The sequence below is a fragment of the Salinivibrio sp. KP-1 genome, from assembly GCF_000968645.1.
In the GTDB taxonomy this organism is placed as follows: domain Bacteria; phylum Pseudomonadota; class Gammaproteobacteria; order Enterobacterales; family Vibrionaceae; genus Salinivibrio; species Salinivibrio siamensis.
Window position 1 is genome coordinate 230,712 of record NZ_LAQR01000048.1, and the last position, 22,805, is coordinate 253,516.

Consider the following 22,805-nt stretch of genomic DNA (forward strand, 5'->3'; position numbering starts at 1 on the left):
CGCTCGGCAAGTCATGTCTGTTTACGTTTCTCACCGTGTATGCGCTACCATTATCGCAGCGCGTCTTCGACACGTTGCGCGGTTTGTGCATCAACCCATTGATGCCAAATGGCAGGGTAGCGGCGAAGAAACTCGTCTGCGGCTATTTCACCGTCTGCTTGGTAAGTATCCATCCAAGCCAGCATGTCACTCATTACTTGGTTATCGTATTCACGGCGGCTGATATAGTTAAATGCCGCGGGCGCTTGTTTGGCAAATGATGCTGTGGTTAGTGAGTGCACGGGAGAGGTGGGAAATGCGGTGACCTGGGGGGAGCGGCAGTCCGCTTGGGTGATACATTGTTTGTAGTGCGCTAAATTGACATCGGCACCCAAATCGACTTCAACCATTTCATACTTTCCCATCACAGGGGTCGGCGCCCAATAATAACCAAACCAAGGATTTTTTCGCTCATTGGCTCGTGCGATGGTACCGGCTAAGCCTGCCGCAGAGCCTGGGTCGACAATTTCAAAGCCGGCTTTGTCCAATTCAAGGGCGTTAAAAATGTGCTGGGCTGAGATTTGACATGTCCACCCCGCCGGGCAGCCCATAAATGCGGCTTTGTCAGGGTCTTCAGGGTGAGGGAACAGCTCTGGATGCGCTTTGATACCTTCAATGGTCGCTAACTCGGGGTGTTGATCGACCATGTATTTGGGTACCCAAAAGCCTTCGTTGCCACCTTGTGAGAATGCATCGCCTGCATACCTTAACCGTCCCTCTTGCACGCCTTTATCCAACATTGCTTTGTGTGAGTTTGTCCAAAACTCTGGGGCAATATCAGGCTCGCCTTTTTCTGTCATTGAGACGCCAGTAGGCATGGTGTCGCCTGGGACAAGAGAAGCATCACACCCATACCCATGGGCTAAGATAAATTGATCAACATGTGCCATGAGTGTGGCTGAGTTCCAATTCATATCCGCGATAGAGACCTTGCCACATGCCGCGTCATCGCTGGCTTGGGTAAGGGGGGGGCAGGCCAGTATTGAGCCTATCAGTAGCCGCTTTAGCGTCCCTTTCATGATGTGTCCTTGATAGATGAGTGCTTTATGTATCGAAAAAGTAACATGGGCGAATAGGGCGATCTATACTCAACGCAACCGATCTTAATAAAAATACTGAAATCCCTATTAGCGGACGACAAAGAACGCCATTATGCCAAGAAAAGAGCAACTTAATGCGATAGAAAAAAACCAAGAAGCCATCGCTTTAGCTGTCACTCACGCGGTACTTAAGTTGGGGGTGGCAACCTTGGTGCGTGTTCACATTCAGACGCCTACTAAAGCTTTGTTCCGATTTAATGGGTTGTTGATTGGCAGTGATGGACAACGTTTTTGTTATCTGCAACTGCCTAAACTGTCGAGCCAACAGAAAAAGCAGTACTTTGGGGCGGGTTATAGTTTACGTCTTCATGGTGTTTCTGCCGATGGATCGCTGATTCGATTTGGTGGAAAAGTACAAGGCTTGATGGAAGCTCACCATACCCTTTTATGTGTCGAGCTTGTGCGTGACGGTGCGAGCGCCACGCCTTTGCGCCAAGACAAGCGTTTTAATGTCGAGCTCTCTGCAGCGTTAAATATAGACGGTAAAGCCAGCGTGCCCGTGACGATACACGATCTCTCTGTGGGCGGGTGCTTGTTTTCTTACCGTGCGATTGGCTTGCAGATTGATGAGGAGCAAAATGCAGCGCTTAGCCTGACAGGTATCCCTGCCAGCCAAGCGTTGACAATGAGCGGCGTGATATTGAGTCACCGCCTTAAAGGTGAGCGTTATCATTGTGGGCTTAAATTCGACGACCGTTCTAAGTCACGAAGCGCGTGGTTAGTCACCAATTTAGACTACGATGGTGAGCTTTATCGTCTGTCGATACCTCACAATGACGGCGAGCTTACCTCCAGCCTTTCTATCTAAGACTGAGGTAATGGTGTGACACGCAGTATACTGCCGTTTCTTCTATCGGTGAGGATGAGTAAACTGCCATCACGTGCTTGGATCACATCGCGAATGCGGCCAAACTGACCCTCTAACATTCGCTCTTCATGCCTGACTTGGCCGTTCTCCAGCTCTAGCCTTACTAGCAAGCCAAACTTTAACGACCCGAGCAGTAAATCCCCCTGCCACATCGGAAACTGCTGGCTGTTCACCATCGTCATGCCTGATGGTGCGATAGAGGGATCCCAGTAATAGACAGGTTGGCGCATGCCAGGTTTGGATGTGCCTTCTCCGATCTGTGTGCCTAGCCCATAGTTAACGCCATGTGTAATGGTTGGCCAGCCATAGTTTTCACCGGCGAGGATTACGTTGAGTTCATCGCCACCTTGGGGGCCGTGCTCATGTGCCCAAATACGGGTGCCGTTGTTATCTAACGCGATACCTTGGATATTCCGGTGCCCGAAGCTAAAGACCTCCGATTGCTTACTCGGTGTTTGGACAAAAGGGTTTGACTCGGGCACGGTGCCGTCATGATGAAGGCGCACAAGAGTGCCAAGATGGTCATCAGCGAATTGAGCGCGATCACGGTGTCCTCGGTCACCGAGGGTAATATACAAATACTCAGGCGTGACTAATAAACGACTGCCAAAATGGCGCCCGCCACCGCGCTTGGGAAGGGCTTTAAAGATAACGCGACTGTCAATCAGTACATCCTTAGACAGTGTGGCCACCATTACCTCAGTACCTGCCTGCCCTTGCTCGTCGACGGCGGCATAAGAGAGGTATAAACGCTGATTGGTCGCAAAATCAGGCGCCAAAGCAATATCTAATAGCCCCCCTTGCCCCTCTTGAAACACGTTTTTCGGGGTACCTAAAATGGAGACGACCAGGCCATTGGGGGTTAAGCGCTTCAGGTTACCGTTTCGCTCAGTGATGAGCAGATCGCCATCCGGAAGTTCAGTGATCCCCCATGGGTGAGAAAAACCGGACTTCAGTGTTTCAACACGAAGGTTCACTGCCTCCGTGTTGATGGTTTTCGCGTGGGTCGCCCCTACAATGCCTAGGCAAAGAACCAACAGGCAGAGTCGATGCAACATATGCATTGTCAGCTCCTGTTAGTGCGTGCGTAGTTTTTGGTATAGACGGTCTTTGAGGTGCGCGCGCTGTCGTTTCATGGCGGTAAAAACATCGTCGCTGGTAGGGATTTGGTTCATCTCTAAACCACGAATATGATGATCGAGTTGATGGTAGCGTTGTGCATCGAGCTGAAACGCTGGGTCATATTGTTTCAGGTGATGGATACGATCGCGGTGCTCTGGGAAATCAAAAACGAGTGCGTGGTTTTCTCCTTGCATAAAGCCTCCTGTTATCGGCCTACCTTTAATAAGGTTAGGCCTGCTTACCGCGATTATCCAAATTTCATTGATGATAATCACGGTGATGTAGCAGGCGAGCTGTCTATGTGTTTGTCTTTTCCGGAAAAGAGACGCGTTGACCATCGGTCTTCAGAAGGCTAATGGTGCGTGGAGAGCCATCTTCATTCAGGGTGACCAATCCCACGGCGCTGGCATTGACGAGACGCTTCGGGCCTGGCGTATCAGGGTCGCGCCGGTCAATGCGCATACGCTTACGTTTCGTGAGCCAATTCAGTGGAGACAGTGGGTTGAATAAAACGCGATCGCACCACTCGCAAAAGCTGAGCAGTGGCTCGGGGAAGCGGTTTTTGAAACCACTGGCAGTTATTTGCCACAAACGCGGACTATGGGTGCGAAATCGGATTCGGATATCATAAGCAAACGAGTAATGCACATCCCCAGATAAAATCACATAATTGGTGGGTGTCCGTTGATGGCGAAAAATACTGAGTAGCGTATTGGCACTCCCTGGGTGTGCCATCCAGTTTTCCGCATCGACGACAGTCGGCGCGCCCAGCCAGGTCGCGACTCGTTGCAATACTTCAATAAACTTAACGCCGAACATGGGGGCGGCAGAGACGATCACCGCGCTATCATGCCTTAACAAATCATGTTGAAAATCCATCAGCGCTTCCCAGTCCATCAGGCCCGACGGTTTATTCATTCGTGACTCGGATCGCCAGCGACGAGTGCGTGTATCTAACACAACGAGATGTGGCGTCGTTGGCACCGTGTAATGCCAGTGTTCAAAGCGTAGACATTGCTCCACCATGGCTTGATGCGTCTCTGTTTGTGTGTCCAGATCGCAAACACTCATGGGCTGATAGGCGCTTTGGCGGGCGGTAGTGAGAAAGTCTTGGCTAAAGTTATCGGGCGCATTGCCCCAACCTTGGCACAACCAGTAAGCCATCAGACCATTGCCGATAATACGACGAGAAAAGGGATTGAGATACGCGGCGTGCTCCCAACCGACGGTGATATTCCAATCATCTGTGATGTCATGGTCATCAAAGATCATATAGGTTGATAGGTGTGCGAATAGTCGCTGCACGCCGGTTAAACCGGAACGAAACGCATTGAGTGCGAGTGTTTCTTGTTGATAGCGCTCGCGTTGACTGTCGGTCAGTTGGCTGGGGGCGTGAAGATGAGGTCCGTCTGTTAGCGCCCAAGAAACGGGCGCCCAAACCAGCAAATACATGGCGACGTGTTCTGCGAAGCTTATCAAGTGATTGGAGACGGTTTTGGATGTAAAAATAGGCAGTGGTTGACCAAACAGTCTCTCTAAATGGCCGCCCTTTTCCGCGCGCTGGCTAGGGAGGAGCTTGCCGCGTTGAACATAGCTGTCAGGGTGTGTATCCAAGGCACGGCAGTCGACAATGGGCGCGGCCTCGAAATACTCATTTTTAAGACCTAATACGGCAATTAACCGGCGAATACGCTGCAGCATCGGCGTGGCGACGTCATCTGCGTAGATTTGATCCCCACTCATAATCAACATATTAGGCCAGTGTGTCATAGGGGTCGTGGCCAAGTGTTGGTCGAGAGTGACGAGGGCATCATCGCAGTGGTGGTGTGGGTGTCGGCATGAGCCATGCGCGATGTGGGTGGCTTTTGAGGGAATACAAAAAGAGGGAGCTTGCTCGTTGTCATACAAGATCTCCGGTTGGATGTCTGCCATTCCACTGTGGTTGATCTGTATGTCGTATGACAATGGGCTATCGACGGGAAACCCATGGGCTGACCGGAGATGATGAAGCACGACCCACGCGCGCTCGCCAATACGAAACCAATGCCCGGCTGACAATGGCATGGATGCTAATATCTGGTGGTGCTGATAAACGGACACGGTACCATCATCGGGCTTTTGTGTTAGCACTGACCATAAGGTCACTTCATGCTGTGTGGTACGTCTTAGCATGGGGCCGGCAATAAACAGTGGGAGTGCGTCTTTATCCAATGTCTCTGGGTCCTCGAAGTCAGCTACTGGGTTGTATATTTGCACTTTTACCTACGTCAGTGCAAAGACGATAGTTTAATCGTCTGATTTGTTGCCTTTTTAGCCATTCGAGCCGAGTGTGTGGGGATTTATTGAAAAAAGGGTTGCACCGAGATAATGGATTGCCTATCATCTCGCTCGTTGTCGCAAAAGACGATTCCCCCATAGTTCAGTTGGTAGAACGGCGGACTGTTAATCCGTATGTCACTGGTTCGAGTCCAGTTGGGGGAGCCAAATTATAAAGAAGCGCTAGCCGAAAGGCTGGCGCTTTTTTTGTTTTTGTGCGTATGAATAAAAACGCCACGCGTCAGAGCGTGGCGTTGGCCTCATTGATAGGTTGCCTTTATTCAGAGGCGATCAATTTTTGGTGATATACAGGTTACGTGTATACCTTAGCTTGTTGGGGTTATCGGTGTTATACCCGCCCACTTTCGGACTCTTAATCACGCTACGGGTATAGAAATACAATGGGATCGCCGGCATGTCACGGGCGAAAATACGCTCTGCCTCTTGGTAGTACGCTTTTCGCTTCTCGGGCTCCGCGACCGTTAGAGCCTGATCAAGTGCCTTGTCATAATCTTCATTGCCCCAACTGGTTTTGTTCATACCATCACTACTGAAATAGCTAAGGAACGTGGACGCTTCGTTGTAATCACCTATCCAACCGTCGCGGGCGACATCAAAGTCTTTTTGTAAGACTTTTTGTAAGAAAGTTTTCCACTCTTGATTGGCCAAATTGACATTGACAGGAAGATGACGCTTCCACATAGACGTCACGGCTAACGCCAGTTTTTTGTGTGACTCCATGGTGTTATAGACCAGCTCAAATTCCAGTGGGTTATCTTGGGTATAGCCGGCTTCTGCCAGCAAGGCTTTGGCTTTTTGATAGCGTTCATCTTGGCTCATTTCCGCCCACTCGAGCTTAGGTGGCTCAAAATGGTTGATGGCTGGCGGTGTGGCGCTATATGCCGGAAGCTGGCCCTGACCGAGGATAATGTCGGTAATGATGTTTCTATCAATCGCATACGACAACGCCTTACGGACTCGCACATCGTCAAAGGGCGCTTTCTCTGTGTTGAACAAATAATAGTAAGTCGCCAGAGACGGCATAGTGATCAGTTCATTAGGGCGTTCCTTTTTAATCTGATCAAAGGCCTCAAGTGGAAAACTAGAAGTGATATCAATTTCACCGGTACGGTAGCGGTTATATTCAGCGTTGACATCACTGGAAGCGACATACGAGGTTTTATCAATCACCGTTTCGTCGTTATTCCAATAAAGTGGGTTACGGGCTAAATCAATTCGTTCGTTGATGACCCAGTTGGTGAGATTGTAAGCGCCTGAGTTGACCATGTTATCTGGGCGGGTCCAGCTATCACCAAAAGCTTCCAATGCATGCTGTGGCACCGGATAGGTGGACGAGTGGGTGAGCATATTCGGGAAGTAGGGCGTGCGGCGCTCAAGGGTAAATTCTACCGTGTGATCGTCGATGGCTTTGACGCCAAGCTGCTCAGCGGATTTTTCACCGTCGGTGATCGCTTTGGCATTTTGGATATTGGCAGTCCCTAGGTACCAGGCATAAGGCGCGCCAGTGACCGGGTCAACCACACGCTGTAGCGTATACACTACATCGTCTGCGGTGATGGGCTCACCGTCAGACCATTTTGCTTTGCGAAGGTGGAATGTATAGGTGAGCCCGTCTTCGCTTACCTCCCAGTCTTTGGCGAGGCCAGGTACGACGTCGCCATTTGGATTGCGTACCATCAATCCTTCAAACAAATCCGAGATGATTTTATTGCTGGCGGTATCACTGGACTTGGTAGGGTCTAACGTGGGTACTTCCCCCGCGACACCCCAGATAAGCGTTTGGTTTTCGGCAAGGGTGACGTCATCAGGGACTTGCGCGGCAAGCGCCGAGCCGCTCAATGCGAGTGCTAGCGCACTGGCTAATACCGTTGTTTTCATAATCCTTCCTTGGTTGAGTGTTTTGTTAATAAGTCTTAACAATCAATAGATTAACGCTGATACCCGGGTAGGCCAATACGTGATGAAAGAAATGTGACATAGCTGGATAAGCCCACCGTAATTTGGCGTATCCGTTTCAGAAGGAAACATCACAAAAAGCTTATAACGAGGTGCAACCTGTTGCTGTTGTGGTGCATTATTGGTCAAGTCTTGAGGTTTTTGGCTGATCTACCCGATTACTTGCTATGGAAAAAGGATTGTGCGAGCCTCGAAGGTGCAGCCGAGCAAGGAACTGCTTTATCGCGTGACAAGGAGAGCAAAATGAAAGTTTATGGGCATCCGCTATCGATTAATGTTCAGAAAGTGATGTGGCTAATCGATGAGTTAGATTTAAGTATCGCGCTAGAAGAAGTCGATATTCACCACAATCGGCACGATGCGCAAGCGGTCGCACAGCGGTGTCCGATGCGCCAGGTGCCCGTGCTCGAAGATGGTCCCAATAGTGTTTGGGAGTCACACACTATATTGCGTTATCTCGTCGCATGTTACGGCAATAAAATGTGGTATCCCGATTGTGCCTTTCAACGTTCCTGTTATGAGCGCTGGATGGACTGGTGTTTGTCTTCTTTCCAGCCAGTCATCAAAGCCGCTTTGTTTGCCTCTACCCCTGACGGTTCCGATGAGGGGCAAGCGAAGCAACGGGCGATGGAACAATGCCGCTATGAGTTAGAGAGAGTCAATGATGCACTCGACGACCAGCTGTATCTCACCTCAGATCGCATGACGTTGGCAGATATTGCCGTGGGAAGTTTAATCCATTGCCTTAGCCAGCAAAGCGACTGGGTGCTACCACCCAATGTTTCCCGTTGGTATCAACAATTGAGTGACCGACCCGGTTATCAACGCTGGGTGATGCAGGCAGCATCAACGCTGCCCACATAAGCGTTGGGTGGTTTTATAACGCTTGTAGAGGGCCGACAACACACAAGGCATTTTGATACCCAGGCTGTTGCTCAACGTGTTCAAGGTAGCGAAGAATATTGGCGTGCTTTTGAGCATCCAATTGCTTGCGCGCCGCTAGTAACGGAAAGCTCATCTGAATGTCGGCCGCTGTTAGCGTGTCTCCACACAGCCAGGTGTGTTTGGCGAGATGTGAATCAATCATCGCAAAATGATCGCGAAGCTGTGGGGCGAGAAACTGTTCAGTGACGCCTTTCATCAGCTTTTTTGCCACGGGGCGAATAAAGAATGGCATCGGTGATTCTGGGATCTTGCTAAAGATCAAAGACATCACCAACGGCGGCATCAGGGAGCCTTCCGCATAATGCATCCAATAGCGGTACAGGCCCTTTTCTTTATCCGTGTTGGGGGTTAGCGTGCCATCGCCGTACTTGTCGATAAGATATTCAATGATCGCCCCTGACTCGGCAATCACCACATCGCCGTCTTCGATGATGGGTGCTTTCCCTAAACTGTGTATCTTCTTCAGTTCGCGAGGCGCAAGTTTGGTTTTTGGATCACGTTGGTGACGTACCAGCTGATACGGAATCGCCAGCGACTCTAATAACCAGACAATCCGCTGCGATCGCGATTGCTCTAGATGATGTAAGATAATCATAGTGGACCGTTTTTTTGACTGTAATTTAAAAACTAGGCTCGGGATTAACGTACGGATTGACAACTAATTCGATCAACGCCGAGCGCGAGATCATTGATTTAAAGAAGGAAGCACCTGGCCTTCAATACGAAGATCGGGGCTGACTGACTGGATATTGGTACCGCGGATATAGAGATTTCCGCCTACGTAGATATCGTCAGGAATGCGCTCAATGGGTGAATTTGTCAGGTATAGATTTCCTTCCACAAACAAACGGCGCGGTAATTGCGTAAGCGGTGTGTTGACGAGGCTTAAATCACCCCGAACGACTAAATTAGGAGGAAGGCGGTTAATGGCGGTATTGGTGAGGTTGATATATCCCCCCACTTTCATTCTTGGGAGTTGTCTAATCGCTGTATTGGCGGCATTAAAGTAACCACCAACATCAAGCCCACGCGGGAGACGTACGATATCACTGGCCTCGATATCCAAGTAACCTTTGGTCTTAAAACCTGCCGGTAAAGCGGTAATCGGGGCAAAGCGAAGTTTCACATTGCCATAATTGTCGATATAGCCATGAAAGCGAAGATCTTGAACAAATTGGCTTGCCGGTTCATTCATGGCACGCGCTGGCTCAGCCACTATCATTGCTATTGGGAGTAAAAAAAGCCCGACAAAGAATGCTCTCATCGCCTCGCCGCCGCATGGGTGATCAATACTGGCTCTAATGTAGAGGGTTTTCCCTAAGATTCAAGCACCCGCCAGGGTTAATCATCGAAAATGTGGTTTGCTGCGTATCGCTTAAAGCTTATTTGATAGATACCGAGGTGCCAGTGACCAATAGCCAGTACTCAACGTTGCGTCTTGTGTTAGGTGATCAACTCAACGCCAGCCACTCATGGTACAAAAAGACCGATGAAAATGTGCTGTATCTTGTTGCCGAGCTCAAGCAAGAAGCAACCTATGTCAAACATCATATCCAAAAGGTGTGCGCTTTCTTCGCTGCCATGGAAGCGTTTTCCCATGCCCTGAGTCAAGCGGGGCATCATGTTTGCTACCTAACCTTGGATGACACGCAAAATTACGAAAACTTACCGGCGTTAGTGGCTGATCTGTGCGAGCACTATCAGATCAAAACGTTTGAATATCAACGCCCGGACGAATACCGGCTAGACGAGCAATTAAAAGAGATGGCTTTACCCCAGCTTGTCACAGTGACATGCGTGGATACCGAGCACTTTTTACTGCCGTTCGATCAAATATCCAAGCAGTTCACTGCCAATAAACATCGCAAAATGGAGTATTTCTATCGCGATATGCGACGGCAGTTTGGCATTTTGATGGAGGGAGAATCTCCAGAGGGAGGGCGGTGGAACTTCGATCAAGACAATCGTAATAAACTCAAGAAAAGTGATTTAGCGGCTATTCCAACCCCCTTAATATTTAGCAATGATGTACGCGATATTTTGGCGCGTATTGAACGGCATCACGTGGCGACGATCGGAGAGCCAGCGCCAGACTTGCTCTGGCCTGTGACCCGTTCACAGGCTAAAACGTTGTTGGATCATTTTTGTCGCCACTGTCTGCCCCTGTTTGGTCAATTCCAAGACGCTATGACAGGGCAAAGCGAACACCAATGGAGCCTCTATCACAGCCGTCTATCCTTTGCGTTAAATGCCAAGTTATTGCATCCAATGCAGGTGATTGAAACGGCGATTAGCCACTTTCGAGCGGAGGAGGCGATTAACCTTGCTCAAATTGAAGGGTTTGTGCGTCAAATTCTAGGCTGGCGAGAGTATATACGCGGGGTATATTGGACAAACATGCCTGCCTACGCTAACAAGAACGCATTATCCGCGCAGCGGCCGCTTCCTCGTTTTTTTTGGACGGGCGATACCAAAATGCGTTGTGTCTCACAGGCGGTCACGCAATCCTTGCAGACCGCATACGCGCATCATATCCAACGCTTAATGGTGACGGGCAACTTTTGCCTATTGGCGGGCGTCGCGCCGGATGAGGTAGATGATTGGTATTTGTCGATTTATATCGACGCGATTGAGTGGGTTGAGATGCCTAACACCCGAGGGATGACCCAGTTTGCCGATAACGGGCTTGTGGCGACTAAGCCTTATGCCGCCAGTGGGGCCTATATTCATCGCATGAGTGATTATTGCGGTGATTGTCATTATTCGGTGAAGGACAAAACCGGCGAGAAAGCGTGCCCGCTCAACGCACTTTATTGGCATTTTATGCATCGGCATCGCGAGCGATTTGCGCATAACCCGCGTACAGCAATGCCTTATAGAAATTGGGACAAAATGGCGCCGACCCAGCGTGATGGCATCTTACGTCATGCAGAAGCGTTGCTCGATAACTTAGATGCTTTGTAGTCTGTTTATTCGGCGCGCTCACGTACGATGAACGCGCCGGACTCATGATTACTGGGTATTAGGAACGACTTGGATCTCGACGCGACGGTTCAAGGCGCGGTTTGAGGCGCTGTTGTTCGCGACCAGAGGACGGGTTTCACCAAATCCCGAGGTATACAGGCGTGCGCTGTCAATCGATTGGCTGGCAAGGTAGCCCTTAACACTCATTGCACGGCGCTCTGACAAGCGTTGGTTGTAAGAGGCGGCACCGGTGTTATCCGTGTGCCCTTCAATGCTTAAAAAGGTTTTATCGTATTTACGCATCACTTTAGCGACGGCATTGAGGGTAGGATAAAAGTCGGCAGCAATGGCGTCTTGGTCAAGCCCAAACGTGATGTTTGACGGCATAATCAAGCGAATATTATCCCCTTCACGGACCACCTGGATGCCAGAACCAGCCAGTTCCTCACGGAAAGCTTGCTCTTGTTTATCCATGTAGTTGCCGACTGCAGCCCCTCCGATGGCACCAATCGCGGCCCCAATAAATGCGCGCTTATCCTTATGATTGGATGTCGATTTACCCGCGATAGCCCCGGTGATGGCACCAATGGCTGCGCCCTTTTGGGTGTTAGACATCGATTCACAGCCGGTGAGCGCCAAAGATGCCGTCAATACTGCCACAGCGGTGAGTTTGTATTTTTTTCCCATTGTCTTCTCTCTATTTACGCGTTAGCTACCATAACCTATCGCACGTTAGACAGTGTTCTTCAAGAAAGTGTCAAAAAAATGAATTGTTGCTGCCGTTTTAAACGATATTGAGCACGCCGATGACACAACTCTCAATTCTGTCTTTTTAGCTCTGCATCCTGTCAAGCAAATTGCGCTGGATCAAAATGTGACGAACAAACTACGTGTTACAAAAAGGCATCAAATCAAAAGGGGAGCACAGTCTCTGTGACAACCCTGTTATCCCTACAAAAGGAGCCAACGATCATGTCGAGCACTTTCTTTATCCCAGCCGTTAACCTTATGGGGGCAGGGTGCCTTGCAGAGGCGGCAGACGCGATTCAATCACACGGTTTCAAAAAAGCCCTGATCGTGACAGATAAGGTATTGAGTCAAATTGGTGTGGTAAAACAAATAGCCGCGCTGCTTGATAGCCGGCAGGTCGATTGTGTGGTCTATGATGGCACACAGCCGAACCCGACGACTGATAACGTGGCGCAAGGTCTGGCCCTGTTGCAAGAAAGCCAGTGTGATTGCGTGATTTCACTCGGTGGTGGCTCACCACACGATTGCGCTAAAGGGATTGCCCTAGTGGCGACTAATGGCGGGCAAATAGGCGACTATGAGGGGGTTGATCAATCTGCCAAACCGCAGTTGCCGCTTATCGCGATTAATACAACGGCAGGAACGGCATCGGAAATGACGCGGTTTTGTATCATCACCGATGAAGCGCGTCATATCAAAATGGCGATTGTGGATAAGCACACTACACCTATTATTTCTGTCAACGACCCTGAGTTAATGTTGGCTAAACCCGCCTCATTAACGGCGGCCACAGGTATGGATGCGCTCACTCACGCGATTGAAGCCTATGTGTCTACCGCAGCGACACCCATTACCGATGCAGTGGCGTTAAAAGCGATGACGTTAATCCAAGAGAATCTTCGCACCGCTGTGGCGGATGGACAAAACATCGACGCGCGCGAGCAAATGGCCTATGCCCAGTTCATGGCGGGTATGGCATTTAATAATGCGTCACTGGGTTATGTTCACGCGATGGCTCACCAGCTTGGTGGCTTTTATGACTTGCCGCATGGCGTGTGCAATGCCGTATTGTTGCCTCATGTTCAGCGCTATAACGCGCAGGTTTGCGCCGCGCGTTTGCGTGATGTTGCCACCGCAATGGGCGTGGATACGGAGAATATGACGGCCGATGAGGGGGCGAAAGCCGCCATCCAAGCCATTCAGTCGCTTTCAACGGACGTAGGAATTCCAGCTGGCTTGAGCGAATTAGGTGCCAAACAAGAAGATATTGATGTGCTGACTGAAAATGCGTTGAAAGATGCGTGTGGTTTCACTAACCCGAAACAAGCAACACACGACGAAATCGCCAAGATTTTTATGGAAGCCATGTAGCACTGACGTTATCCCGTGATCATTGAGCGGAAACAGGCCTGAATATCCAGGCCTGTTTTATGGGTGAATCCGTGAAACACGCGAGGTTAATCGCTGCGATCTTCGACTTCAGCGATCTGGTTTTGACAGGTTTGCCCGCCCAGAACGGTTTGAATATTGGTTAAAGTCGTCTCGGCGATATTGTGCAGTGCTTCTTTGGTCAAGAACGCTTGGTGGCCGGTAATCAGCACGTTGTGACAGGCTGAAAGGCGACGGAACACATCATCGACAATCACATCATTCGATTTATCTTGGAAAAACAGTTCACGCTCATTATCGTAAACATCCAGTCCCAACGATCCGATGCGCCCCTGTTTAAGTGACTCAATGGCGGCAACCGAGTCGAGTAGCTCGCCTCGGCTGGTATTGATTATCATCACGCCATCTTTCATTTGCGCAAAGGCGTCGGCGCTAAGCAAGTGATAGTTATCTTGAGACATTGGACAATGCAGGGAAACAATGTCGCTTTGGGCATACAGCGTTTCTTTCGAGACATACTCAGCACCAAGCGCAATGGCTTCGGGGTTTTCATAGGGGTCGTGGCAGAGAATACGCATGCCTAGCCCATTAAGAATGCGCATGGTAGCAATACCGATTTTGCCCGTGCCGATGATCCCAGCTGTCTTACCATGGAAATTAAACCCAACTAAACCATCCAGCTCAAAGTTAGCGTCTCGGGTGCGTTGGTATGCTTTATGAAAACGGCGGTTGAGGCACATCATCATGCCAACCGTATGCTCGGCGACCGACTCAGGCGAGTAAGCGGGGACACGGACCACAGTGATGCCCAACGACTTGGCAGCATCCAGATCGACACGATCGTATCCCGCGCAACGTAATGCAACTAAATAAACCCCTGAATCTGCCAGAATTTCTAAAACAGGTCGAGAAAGGTCGTCGTTCACGAAAGCACAAATGGCTTGCGCACCTTGCGCCATTTTGGCGGTTTTTTCAGTGAGTAAGAAATCATGGAACTCAAACGTATAATCAAACGCAGCATTCACATGGGAGAAGGCGGCCTTGTCATAAGATTTGGCGCTAAATACGGCAATGGTCGTCATTAACTAGCCTCCGAAGCTGTCGAGGAGGAAATGTGATGTGTATCAATAACGTGATTTCCATCAAAAATAAACCCCCAAATAGCATGGAAATGGGGGCTAGAGAGAGACGCATCGCTGCCTTGACCGGCGCGATGCGTAGAGCGGGTCTTTTAGGTACGTTTGATTTGAGCAAAGTCGCTATTTATCAATCGCACCAGAGGGTTTGCTTCCCATATTTTTTCTTTAGTGGCTAGGCCAATGCCCAGGCCAATTAAAAAACCACCAATATGCGCTGCGTAGTCGACACCCATTGCACCGGAAAGTGCTCCCAAGAGGTTAAAACCAAGCCAAATAGCAAAGAACCAAGCGGCGGCGAGCTTGCGCTGATAAAAAAAGAACATGAATGTTAGGCTAGCATTGCGGAACCATACAAGGTAAATACCAAATAACCCCGCAATAGCCCCACTCGCCCCCAGTGCTGGGATAGCACTGCCTATATGAGCCACCATGCTGATCAGTGACGCGCCTAAACCGCAGAGCAAGTAAAGTATGAGATACTTTTTATGGCCGAGCACATCTTCTATATTATCTCCGACAACAAAAAGAAAGTACATATTGCCAGCGAGATGTATAGGACCACCGTGCAAAAATGTCGCAGTCAGTAACGTATATAGCTTTTCTCCATGGCTCACTTCGTTTGCAATCATTGCAAAGTTATCGAGGACATAATGCATACTGCTGTCATTCGCTGCATAGGTCAGAAAAATGAGAATGTTAATTGCGATTAATGACCAGTTTACCCATGGCTTGCTTTGAGGTTTGATGTTGTACTCAACAGGCATGGCCGTGAGCATTTGAAACAAATATGTTTTCCAACTAATTTTTTTGTTGAGATGATCGAGCGTCTCTTTTAGTACGGGACTTTTCTCTACTGCTTCTAGCTCTTCCTTGTCTATCCAGCTACCGTTACATTGTCGACATACATCAATCTCAACATGAAAGTTTTCCAGCAAGTGGTGGCGTGTCATATGCTCATTACATTCTGGGCAATCAAGTTCCGTATCAGCGATCCAATCGCCAAAACGCTCGCTGAAACATTCACCTATTGGCCCATCATTAACTTCTTCAATTAGACGATTGACTTCCATTTTCTCAAACCAGAGACCTCCGCATCCACGACATACGTCAATCGTTTCACCCTGATACTCGGTCGCAAGTAACTCTTGGTTTTGACATTTTGGGCAACTATTACGCTTGGTCATAATTACGTTTCCTTAAGTGAACCGATTTCTACACCTTTCTCACTGAGTTCCTTTTTCAATTGCTCAGCACTGCGTTTTAAATCGGGTAATGTTTGTTCGCGAAGCTTTTTAACCAGCTTTTTGAGCTGCTTACCTGCATAGTTGGCACCCAAGGCTCGCCGTTCGGCTCTATCCATTAAATTATCGGAGTGTGAATAAAATCGGCGAGCCTGAGTGATTAACGAACTGGGTGTTTCTAACGTTGTTGGGTTGTATTTCATCGTTTCCCAAACATAACGATCAAGAGGGGGGCGAAAATCTTTGATTTCTTGTAATGGACGACTACGAATTAGAAATTCATCGGCATAGGCCTCAATCGCATCAGCATTGTCGGTAAGCTCAGCATGAAGGGATTGGCGTAAATAATAGTTGTCCTCCATTTTACTGTATGCATCAAATGTTAATGCTTGCTCCAAGCCACTTTGGGCAGCCAAGTAGACGCCCACTATTGTTGATATGATCATAAATAGTTGGCTAAGCCAGAAACCTGTGTTTTTTAACTCTTGATTATCTAGTTTTTTTACTAACGGTGTTTTTTCCATTTGGGAACTTGACGTGCTTTCTTGCGACTGATCCGATGATCGTTCGTTAGCCATATTCATTGTCCTTCGGGTGGTGAGGCAGTAAAAGGTGGAAAATTAACCGCGCTATGATATGAATGTTGATATCGAATTTATAGGTATAATTAGACAGAATTTGAGGCTGAGTCGAAAAATATGCCTAATAGAGTAATTACTCTGCCTTTATATACAGTACTCATTGGGTATGAGCGGAGCGCGTGAAGTCAGAACGTGGGTTAACCCATGAGCAGAAATCCAAGTTTTATGGGCAAGCTCAAAGCAGGACAACCGTTTTGTCTGTCAATAGCCTAAATGATGAATGATTGATCCGGTTGGAAAATGTTGGCTCGCATCGATGTAATGAAAAAGCCGAACGTGTGTCCGGCTTTGCGAGTTGGGCTTCTCCCGATTGGTTAAAAACGCATCGTGGCATTAATGCGGATATCTCGGCCAGCGGCTGGCACACCGGCAGACAGATAAGGCGTGTAATACTGATCGGTAAGATTGACGATGGTTGCGTGAAGCACGAAATCATCGCTGGGCTTCCATTCTCCATACAGGTTTTGGAAGAAGTAAGCGTCGCTCTCCACATTTGCCGTATACAAAAAGGAGTTCTCTGGAAGACGGTCTTGCTCATCCCAGTATTGTCCTTGCCACCCGATTTGGACGGTATCCGTTAATTGGTGCCCAATTCCCAACATGGCATTGAGTGGTGGGTTTTCATACCAGTATTCGTCGTCGCCAGTGCTATCGCGCAACGAACCTTTGTGTTTACCTCGCACCATAGAGACAGACGCGTCGGCAGACCACTTGCCGAGACGATATTGCAGTTGTGCGTCGAAACCGTAGGTATAGCGTCCGTCCAAGTTGGTGTAATAGCCCTCTTTTTGCTTGGTTGCATTGACACCTCGGCGCTGGGCAACATCATGAATAATATCATTCCAGAATAATGTGACTTCGGAGGCGAGATGATCGCCTGCAGTTAACACATTTTGACGTTTATCAGACAAGCCCAACAGATACGCATTGATACGAGTGACGGAAAGGTCGCGACTTGAAGATGCCCGTTTTGAGGCCTTGGCATATTGCACCGTATATAACTCGTCAATGGTTGGCGCTTTCACTCCATAGGCATAAGCCGCTTTAAGCTGTGTTGATGCACTGACATCATAAGTCAATGCAACACGGGGCTCCCAGCCTTGGTGGCTGATAGCGCTGTAATCATGGCCGACTGATGGATCGTTGTAATCAGGCGCTGGGTTTGGCACACCTTGTGATCGAATATGGCTATAGCGAAGTGAGGCGGTGAGTTCGAGATCTGGGGTAATAAAGTACTTATCTTGTATAAACACGCTGGCTGTTTGTTGCGCGCCCGATGGTTCAAAGTTGGGTGTGTAATAGCCGTTGTTTTTCGATGGCTTTTTACGATACGTGTGGTTGTAGACGTGTGAGTCTCGGTCTTGATCTTGATACTGGGCCCCGATCATGACTTCGTGATCACCGAGGTAACTGGTATTGGTGATCTCGGCAAACCAACGCTCATAGGACAACCAGACTTGGTGGCCGTATTGGCCTGATGTGATGTAAGACTGATAGGTACTATCTGGGCGCTCCCAATAGCGATGGTTTTGTGAATGCGCGATCACGACACGGGTGTCGATATTGTCGTTAAACGGTTGATAGTGATAATTCAACGTACTGGTATATTCGCGATAGTGATTATCTACTGAGGTGGCGAATAATGCGGCTTCGTAGCTACCATATTTATTGATTTTGTAATCACTAATTGAAGGCATGGTGCCGCGACGATTCGCCCACGGCTTTCTCCCTTGGTCGTCATAGCGGGTGTGGCTGAGCATCATATTGTGCGCGTTTGACTGGTAGCGAATCTTACCCAGCAAACTGTGTTGACGGTAGCCAGAGAACGTAAAGACATCACCGTTGCCCAGTTCGATATCATCGGCATCACGTCGAGAGCCATGCAACAGCACTGACCAACCAGCGTCAGAAGCACCATAAGTGGTCACACTGCGCTTCCATTGTTGGTTCACACTGTTGAAGCCGGCTTGAGCCATCGCGCCAATCGACGAATCAGGGTCAAGAAAGTCAGCCGCTTCTTTGGTTTCCATGATAAAGCTGCCACCAAAAGCCCCCACACTGGCACGCACATTATGATCGCCTCTTACCACGCGCACGGATCGTAGTAACTGAGGATCGATGAAAAAGCTACCATAGCGATACTGTTGAAAGCCGACGGGGGCACCATCGACCCGAACAGACAGTGCCGAGGGATGCGAAAAGCCCCACACATTGATACGTTCACTGCCTGGACGTGCGCCAGCGTCGAGTGAGACGCCAGGCATCTTCATTACCAATTCTCCGATATTATGCGCCTGTTCACGTTGGATATCGTCTAGCTCTAACGTCGACTTTCCGGGTGAGGTGAGGGTGATAGGGTGGTTTAATTGCTCACCTTGTATCTCGATAGTTTCAATGCGGCTAGAAGAGGAGTTTGTGGTCGCACTGGTGGTTTGGGCACTAACGGCAAAGGCTGCCAAAATGGAAAAACGTAGAGAGCGATATGGCATATTGATACTACTTCACTGACGTATAAAAGCGCGCACTATACGCCAGCTCTGGGTAACTAGCAATGTTAATGAGATTGATTATCAGTTATTCATTGGTCATTTTCGTTGCCAAGCAGTATGATACTGGGAAATGCTCAATAGGATATGCCCATGTTTACCGGAATTATTCAAGCGGTGGCAAATATTGAAGTTTGCCGCGATCATCAAGGTATTCGAACATTCGATATTCGTTTCCCGGATGGTTTTTGTGAGGGGTTAGCGGTGGGAGCCAGTGTCGCCATCGATGGTGTGTGCTTGACAGTGACTGAGCTGCTTGAACAAACGCTGGTTCGCTTCGATGTGATGGTACAAAGTCTCGCGATTACGACACTAAACAGCATCAAAGCTGGGGATACGGTGAATGCTGAACGTGCCGCGAAAGATGGCGCTGAAATTGGCGGACATCCGTTATCGGGACACGTCGATTGCCGTGCGACCTTATCCGATGTGCTGGTACAAGAAGAAAATTATCGTTTGCGCTTTTCGGTACAGCCTGAATGGATGCGCTATGTTTTTTCCAAAGGCTATATTGCCATTAATGGTGCGAGTTTGACCATCGCAGAGGTGAACAAAGACCAAGGCTGGTTTGATGTTTGGCTTATTCCTGAAACACGTCGAATGACAACGTTCGAGCGAAAGGCAGAAGGGGATCAAGTGAATATCGAAATCGAGCGCCAGACGCAAGTCATGGTCGACACGGTGCGCGAGACGCTCAATGAGCAATTGGGTCCTTTACTTCCCGTACTCGAATCGCTTGCGAAAGAGCAGGGGATTGATCTAGATACCATCGGTGTCGCTAAGCAACCATGAATTAACAAATAGCAAACATTCTCTCCATCCGGCTAATGCCGCAACAGGCGGGGCGAGCGACGCGCCGCCTGCCTTCCAAGCTGCCCAAGCTCCACTTGCTCACTTTGTGCGCGAACTTGCTCAAATAATGATGTGGTTAACAAAAATGTCAGTATTAAGACATAAAATTATGCTCGAACGCTCATTTTTGTTGTGAGTTTGTTTTCGAGATGCTGTGATTATGCAAAATGATAGTGTGGTTTTGAACGTGTAACCCTACTAACAGTGACAAGGATAATCATATGAAAAAGGCATCGTCGACTCTATTAGGAGAGTGCGTGTCCGAGTTTATCGGCACGGGCTTACTCATTTTTTTTGGTGTGGGCTGCGTGGCCGCTTTAGTGCTCACCGGCGCTGACTTTGGTCAGTGGGAAATCAGTATTGTATGGGGCTTTGGTGTCGCCATCGCCATTTACTGTACCGCAGGGGTGTCCGGCGCGCACATTAACCCCGCGGTCACCATTGCACTCGCCGCGTTCCACGGCTTTGATAAGAGTAAAGTTGTTCCATACATCATTTCACAAATGCTTGGCGCGTTTGCCTCGGCTGCGCTCGTCTATAGCCTTTATAGTAACCTTTTTGTCGAGTTTGAGCTGGCAAACAACATGCTGCGCAGTAGCCCTGAGGCCTTGTCGACGGCGGGGATCTTCTCGACCTATGCGCATCCTGCCTTGTCATTTACGGGCGCCATGGCGGTAGAGTTTGTGATCACTGCGGTACTGATGTTCGGTATTCTCGCACTGGGTGATGAAAACAATGGTGCGGCTCGTGGTCCAATGAATCCGCTGCTAATCGGTATTCTTATTGCCGTCATTGGTGGCTCTTTGGGTCCATTGACCGGGTTTGCGATGAACCCAGCGCGTGACTTTGGTCCGAAGCTGTTTGCTTACCTCGCTGGATGGGACTATGCCCTGACGGGCGCGCGTGATATCCCGTATTTCATTGTCCCTATTGTTGCCCCTATTTTGGGTGCCTGCTTTGGCGGTTGGTTGTATCCGAAAGCGATTGCCCCATATCTCCCCCAAGCAGGACATGGCTGTACGATCCCTAACCAATGTGACGACGATGAGCTGGCTGAAACGGAGACGCGAGAAGTCAACGCCTAACCTAGCACTGTGTCCAATGGCGCTCAGCATGAAATAAAGCAATGCGCGACATTGAGCAATGTGCAATGACACATGGCGCGAAATGTCGCAATACAGACTAAAATAAGAGAGATAGAAGGAAACCCTATTATGTCAGCGAACAAGTATATTGTTGCTCTCGACCAAGGCACCACCAGCTCACGTGCAGTGGTTATGGATCACGATGCCAATATCGTCGGTGTATCTCAGCGCGAGTTTACGCAAATTTATCCGCAAGCAGGTTGGGTTGAGCACGATCCAATGGAAATTTATGCCACCCAAAGCTCAACGCTGGTGGAAGTGCTGGGCAAAACCGGCATTCGTAGCGATGAGATTGCTGGGATCGGGATTACTAACCAACGTGAAACCACGGTTGTGTGGAACAAAGAAACCGGTAAACCGGTTTACAATGCCATCGTGTGGCAATGCCGCCGTACTGCTGACATCTGTCATGACTTGCGCGAGCGTGGATTGGCGTCTTATGTGCGTGATAATACTGGGTTAGTCCTTGACCCTTACTTCTCTGGCACCAAGGTGAAATGGATCTTGGATAACGTAGAAGGTGCGCGCGAAGACGCAGAAGCCGGTAAACTGCTATTCGGTACTGTGGATACCTGGTTGGTATGGAAGATGACTCAAGGGCGTGTGCATGTGACTGATTATACTAACGCATCACGCACCATGCTGTTTAATATCAATGATATGTGCTGGGATCAAAAAATGCTCGATGAGCTTGGGATCCCTGCTTCAATGCTCCCTGAAGTACGTCGCTCTTCCGAAGTCTATGGACAAACGAATATCGGTGGTAAAGGCGGTACGCGTATTCCTATCGCGGGGATTGCGGGTGACCAACAAGCAGCCCTATTCGGACAAATGTGTGTTGAAGCCGGCCAAGCGAAAAACACCTATGGAACGGGCTGCTTTTTGCTAATGAACACCGGGCAAGAGAAGGTGACATCGAGCCATGGCCTGTTGACTACCATTGGTTGTGGCCCGCAGGGCGAACCATCCTATGCGCTTGAGGGCGCGGTCTTTATGGGTGGTGCCTCAATTCAATGGCTCCGTGACGAGCTAAAAGTGGTGGAAGACGCCCATGACTCTGAATACTTTGCCACCAAAGTTGATACATCGAATGGCGTGTATGTTGTCCCGGCGTTTACCGGTTTGGGAGCACCCTATTGGGATGCCTACGCTCGCGGTACCATTGTGGGGCTGACCCGTGGTGTGAACTCTAACCATATCATTCGCGCAACCCTAGAAAGCATTGCCTATCAAACGCGTGATGTATTGGATGCCATGCAGGCGGATTCAGGTATTAAGCTTGAAGCGTTACGTGTTGATGGCGGCGCCGTTGCCAATAACTTCTTGATGCAGTTCCAAGCCGATGTGCTCGACACCGACGTGCATCGTCCGGAAGTGACAGAAGTCACCGCGTTAGGCGCGGCGTACCTTGCGGGTATGGCGGTCGGTTTCTGGGATGGCCTGGATGAGCTAAAAGATAAAGCCAAACTGGACCGAAGCTTTGAACCACATCGAGACGAAGAAAAACGCAATCGCCGCTATCGTGGTTGGAAGCGAGCAGTAAAATGCGCACAAGCGTGGGCTGAGCTGCATAGTGAAGAAGAAGATGTGTAAGCCTGATATCACTCTTTTATAATGAAAGGCGCGTTTTCGCGCCTTTTTTCATATTGCCCTGTCGCCGGCCGATTGATCGTGTTCCTCTCTTTTACTGCGTTTTTTCTCCGCCTATAAAGGCATAGGACTACTCGCTAGACGGTTTTTTAGTTCACATGAACGCCTTTTTCTTAACACT

19 protein-coding genes and 1 tRNA gene are annotated in these 22,805 nt (G+C 49.2%); 8 read left to right on the forward strand and 12 right to left on the reverse strand.

From position 1 onward, the window contains the following. Window positions 1-50: 50 nt before the first annotated feature. The gene (locus WN56_RS14420) at window positions 51-1,058 is read right to left on the reverse strand and encodes an ABC transporter substrate-binding protein (RefSeq protein WP_046075661.1); all 1,008 of its coding nucleotides are present in this window, start codon (window positions 1,056-1,058) and stop codon (window positions 51-53) included. 133 nt (window positions 1,059-1,191) lie between these two features. Here WN56_RS14420 and WN56_RS14425 point away from each other — a divergent pair, with 133 nt between their 5' ends. Next, the gene (locus tag WN56_RS14425) at window positions 1,192-1,947 is read left to right on the forward strand and encodes a PilZ domain-containing protein (RefSeq protein ID WP_046075662.1); all 756 of its coding nucleotides are present in this window, start codon (window positions 1,192-1,194) and stop codon (window positions 1,945-1,947) included. Here WN56_RS14425 and WN56_RS14430 read toward each other — a convergent pair. The 3 genes from WN56_RS14430 to WN56_RS14440 form a co-directional block, all read right to left on the reverse strand. Further along, window positions 1,944-3,071, reverse strand: a complete 1,128-nt coding sequence (locus tag WN56_RS14430; RefSeq protein ID WP_046075663.1) for a PQQ-dependent sugar dehydrogenase — start codon at window positions 3,069-3,071, stop codon at window positions 1,944-1,946. The genes WN56_RS14425 and WN56_RS14430 overlap by 4 nt on opposite strands. A gap of 12 nt (window positions 3,072-3,083) precedes the next feature. Next, on the reverse strand, window positions 3,084-3,323 hold the full coding sequence (locus WN56_RS14435) for a YdcH family protein (RefSeq protein WP_046075664.1): 240 nt from the start codon (window positions 3,321-3,323) through the stop codon (window positions 3,084-3,086). A 103-nt stretch (window positions 3,324-3,426) separates the two neighbouring features. Then, on the reverse strand, window positions 3,427-5,301 hold the full coding sequence (locus WN56_RS14440) for an alkaline phosphatase D family protein (RefSeq protein WP_046076029.1): 1,875 nt from the start codon (window positions 5,299-5,301) through the stop codon (window positions 3,427-3,429). Window positions 5,302-5,537: 236 nt separating this feature from the next. Between WN56_RS14440 and WN56_RS14445 the strand changes: the two genes are divergently transcribed. After that, window positions 5,538-5,613: transfer RNA gene (locus WN56_RS14445), tRNA-Asn, on the forward strand. Between the two features lie 123 nt (window positions 5,614-5,736). On the opposite strand, the gene WN56_RS14450 is transcribed toward WN56_RS14445, so the two are convergent. After that, the gene (locus WN56_RS14450) at window positions 5,737-7,344 is read right to left on the reverse strand and encodes an ABC transporter substrate-binding protein (RefSeq protein ID WP_046075665.1); all 1,608 of its coding nucleotides are present in this window, start codon (window positions 7,342-7,344) and stop codon (window positions 5,737-5,739) included. Window positions 7,345-7,665: 321 nt separating this feature from the next. On the opposite strand from WN56_RS14450, the gene WN56_RS14455 reads away from it, so the two are divergent. Next, window positions 7,666-8,286: a glutathione S-transferase family protein gene (locus tag WN56_RS14455; protein WP_046075666.1), complete on the forward strand. Its 621-nt coding sequence runs from the start codon at window positions 7,666-7,668 to the stop codon at window positions 8,284-8,286. Window positions 8,287-8,299: 13 nt separating this feature from the next. On the opposite strand, the gene WN56_RS14460 is transcribed toward WN56_RS14455, so the two are convergent. Then, window positions 8,300-8,962 (reverse strand): glutathione S-transferase, encoded by a 663-nt coding sequence (locus WN56_RS14460; RefSeq protein WP_046075667.1) that lies wholly within the window; start codon window positions 8,960-8,962, stop codon window positions 8,300-8,302. Window positions 8,963-9,052: 90 nt separating this feature from the next. Further along, on the reverse strand, window positions 9,053-9,583 hold the full coding sequence (locus WN56_RS14465; RefSeq protein WP_052708116.1) for a hypothetical protein: 531 nt from the start codon (window positions 9,581-9,583) through the stop codon (window positions 9,053-9,055). A gap of 191 nt (window positions 9,584-9,774) precedes the next feature. Here WN56_RS14465 and WN56_RS14470 point away from each other — a divergent pair, with 191 nt between their 5' ends. After that, the gene (locus WN56_RS14470; protein ID WP_231637479.1) at window positions 9,775-11,331 is read left to right on the forward strand and encodes a cryptochrome/photolyase family protein; all 1,557 of its coding nucleotides are present in this window, start codon (window positions 9,775-9,777) and stop codon (window positions 11,329-11,331) included. Between the two features lie 48 nt (window positions 11,332-11,379). Here the strand turns inward: WN56_RS14470 and WN56_RS14475 are convergent, their stop codons facing one another. Continuing rightward, a complete protein-coding gene (locus WN56_RS14475; RefSeq protein WP_046075670.1) occupies window positions 11,380-12,018 on the reverse strand; it encodes an OmpA family protein in 639 nt (212 codons plus the stop codon). Between the two features lie 285 nt (window positions 12,019-12,303). On the opposite strand from WN56_RS14475, the gene yiaY reads away from it, so the two are divergent. Further along, entirely contained in the window at window positions 12,304-13,452 is a 1,149-nt protein-coding gene (yiaY, locus tag WN56_RS14480; RefSeq protein ID WP_046075671.1) for an L-threonine dehydrogenase, read from the forward strand. 86 nt (window positions 13,453-13,538) lie between these two features. Here yiaY and WN56_RS14485 read toward each other — a convergent pair whose 3' ends face one another. The 4 genes from WN56_RS14485 to WN56_RS14500 all read right to left on the reverse strand — a co-directional run bounded on the left by WN56_RS14485 (window position 13,539) and on the right by WN56_RS14500 (window position 18,980). Next, window positions 13,539-14,552, reverse strand: coding sequence for a 2-hydroxyacid dehydrogenase (locus WN56_RS14485; RefSeq protein WP_046075672.1), 1,014 nt, complete (start codon window positions 14,550-14,552; stop codon window positions 13,539-13,541). A 149-nt stretch (window positions 14,553-14,701) separates the two neighbouring features. Next, a complete protein-coding gene (locus WN56_RS14490) occupies window positions 14,702-15,793 on the reverse strand; it encodes a rhomboid family intramembrane serine protease (protein ID WP_046075673.1) in 1,092 nt (363 codons plus the stop codon). Window positions 15,794-15,795: 2 nt separating this feature from the next. After that, complete coding sequence (locus WN56_RS14495) at window positions 15,796-16,428, reverse strand: hypothetical protein (protein WP_227486429.1); 633 nt, start codon at window positions 16,426-16,428, stop codon at window positions 15,796-15,798. Between the two features lie 377 nt (window positions 16,429-16,805). Further along, complete coding sequence (locus tag WN56_RS14500; RefSeq protein WP_052708117.1) at window positions 16,806-18,980, reverse strand: TonB-dependent receptor domain-containing protein; 2,175 nt, start codon at window positions 18,978-18,980, stop codon at window positions 16,806-16,808. A 150-nt stretch (window positions 18,981-19,130) separates the two neighbouring features. Here WN56_RS14500 and WN56_RS14505 point away from each other — a divergent pair, with 150 nt between their 5' ends. The 3 genes from WN56_RS14505 (at window position 19,131) to glpK (ending at window position 22,627) form a co-directional block, all read left to right on the forward strand. Continuing rightward, window positions 19,131-19,829, forward strand: coding sequence for a riboflavin synthase (locus WN56_RS14505; RefSeq protein WP_046075674.1), 699 nt, complete (start codon window positions 19,131-19,133; stop codon window positions 19,827-19,829). Window positions 19,830-20,110: 281 nt separating this feature from the next. Beyond that, window positions 20,111-20,974 (forward strand): MIP/aquaporin family protein, encoded by an 864-nt coding sequence (locus tag WN56_RS14510; RefSeq protein ID WP_046075675.1) that lies wholly within the window; start codon window positions 20,111-20,113, stop codon window positions 20,972-20,974. Between the two features lie 129 nt (window positions 20,975-21,103). Further along, a complete protein-coding gene (glpK, locus tag WN56_RS14515) occupies window positions 21,104-22,627 on the forward strand; it encodes a glycerol kinase GlpK (protein WP_046075676.1) in 1,524 nt (507 codons plus the stop codon). The last annotated feature ends 178 nt before the right edge of the window (window positions 22,628-22,805 follow it).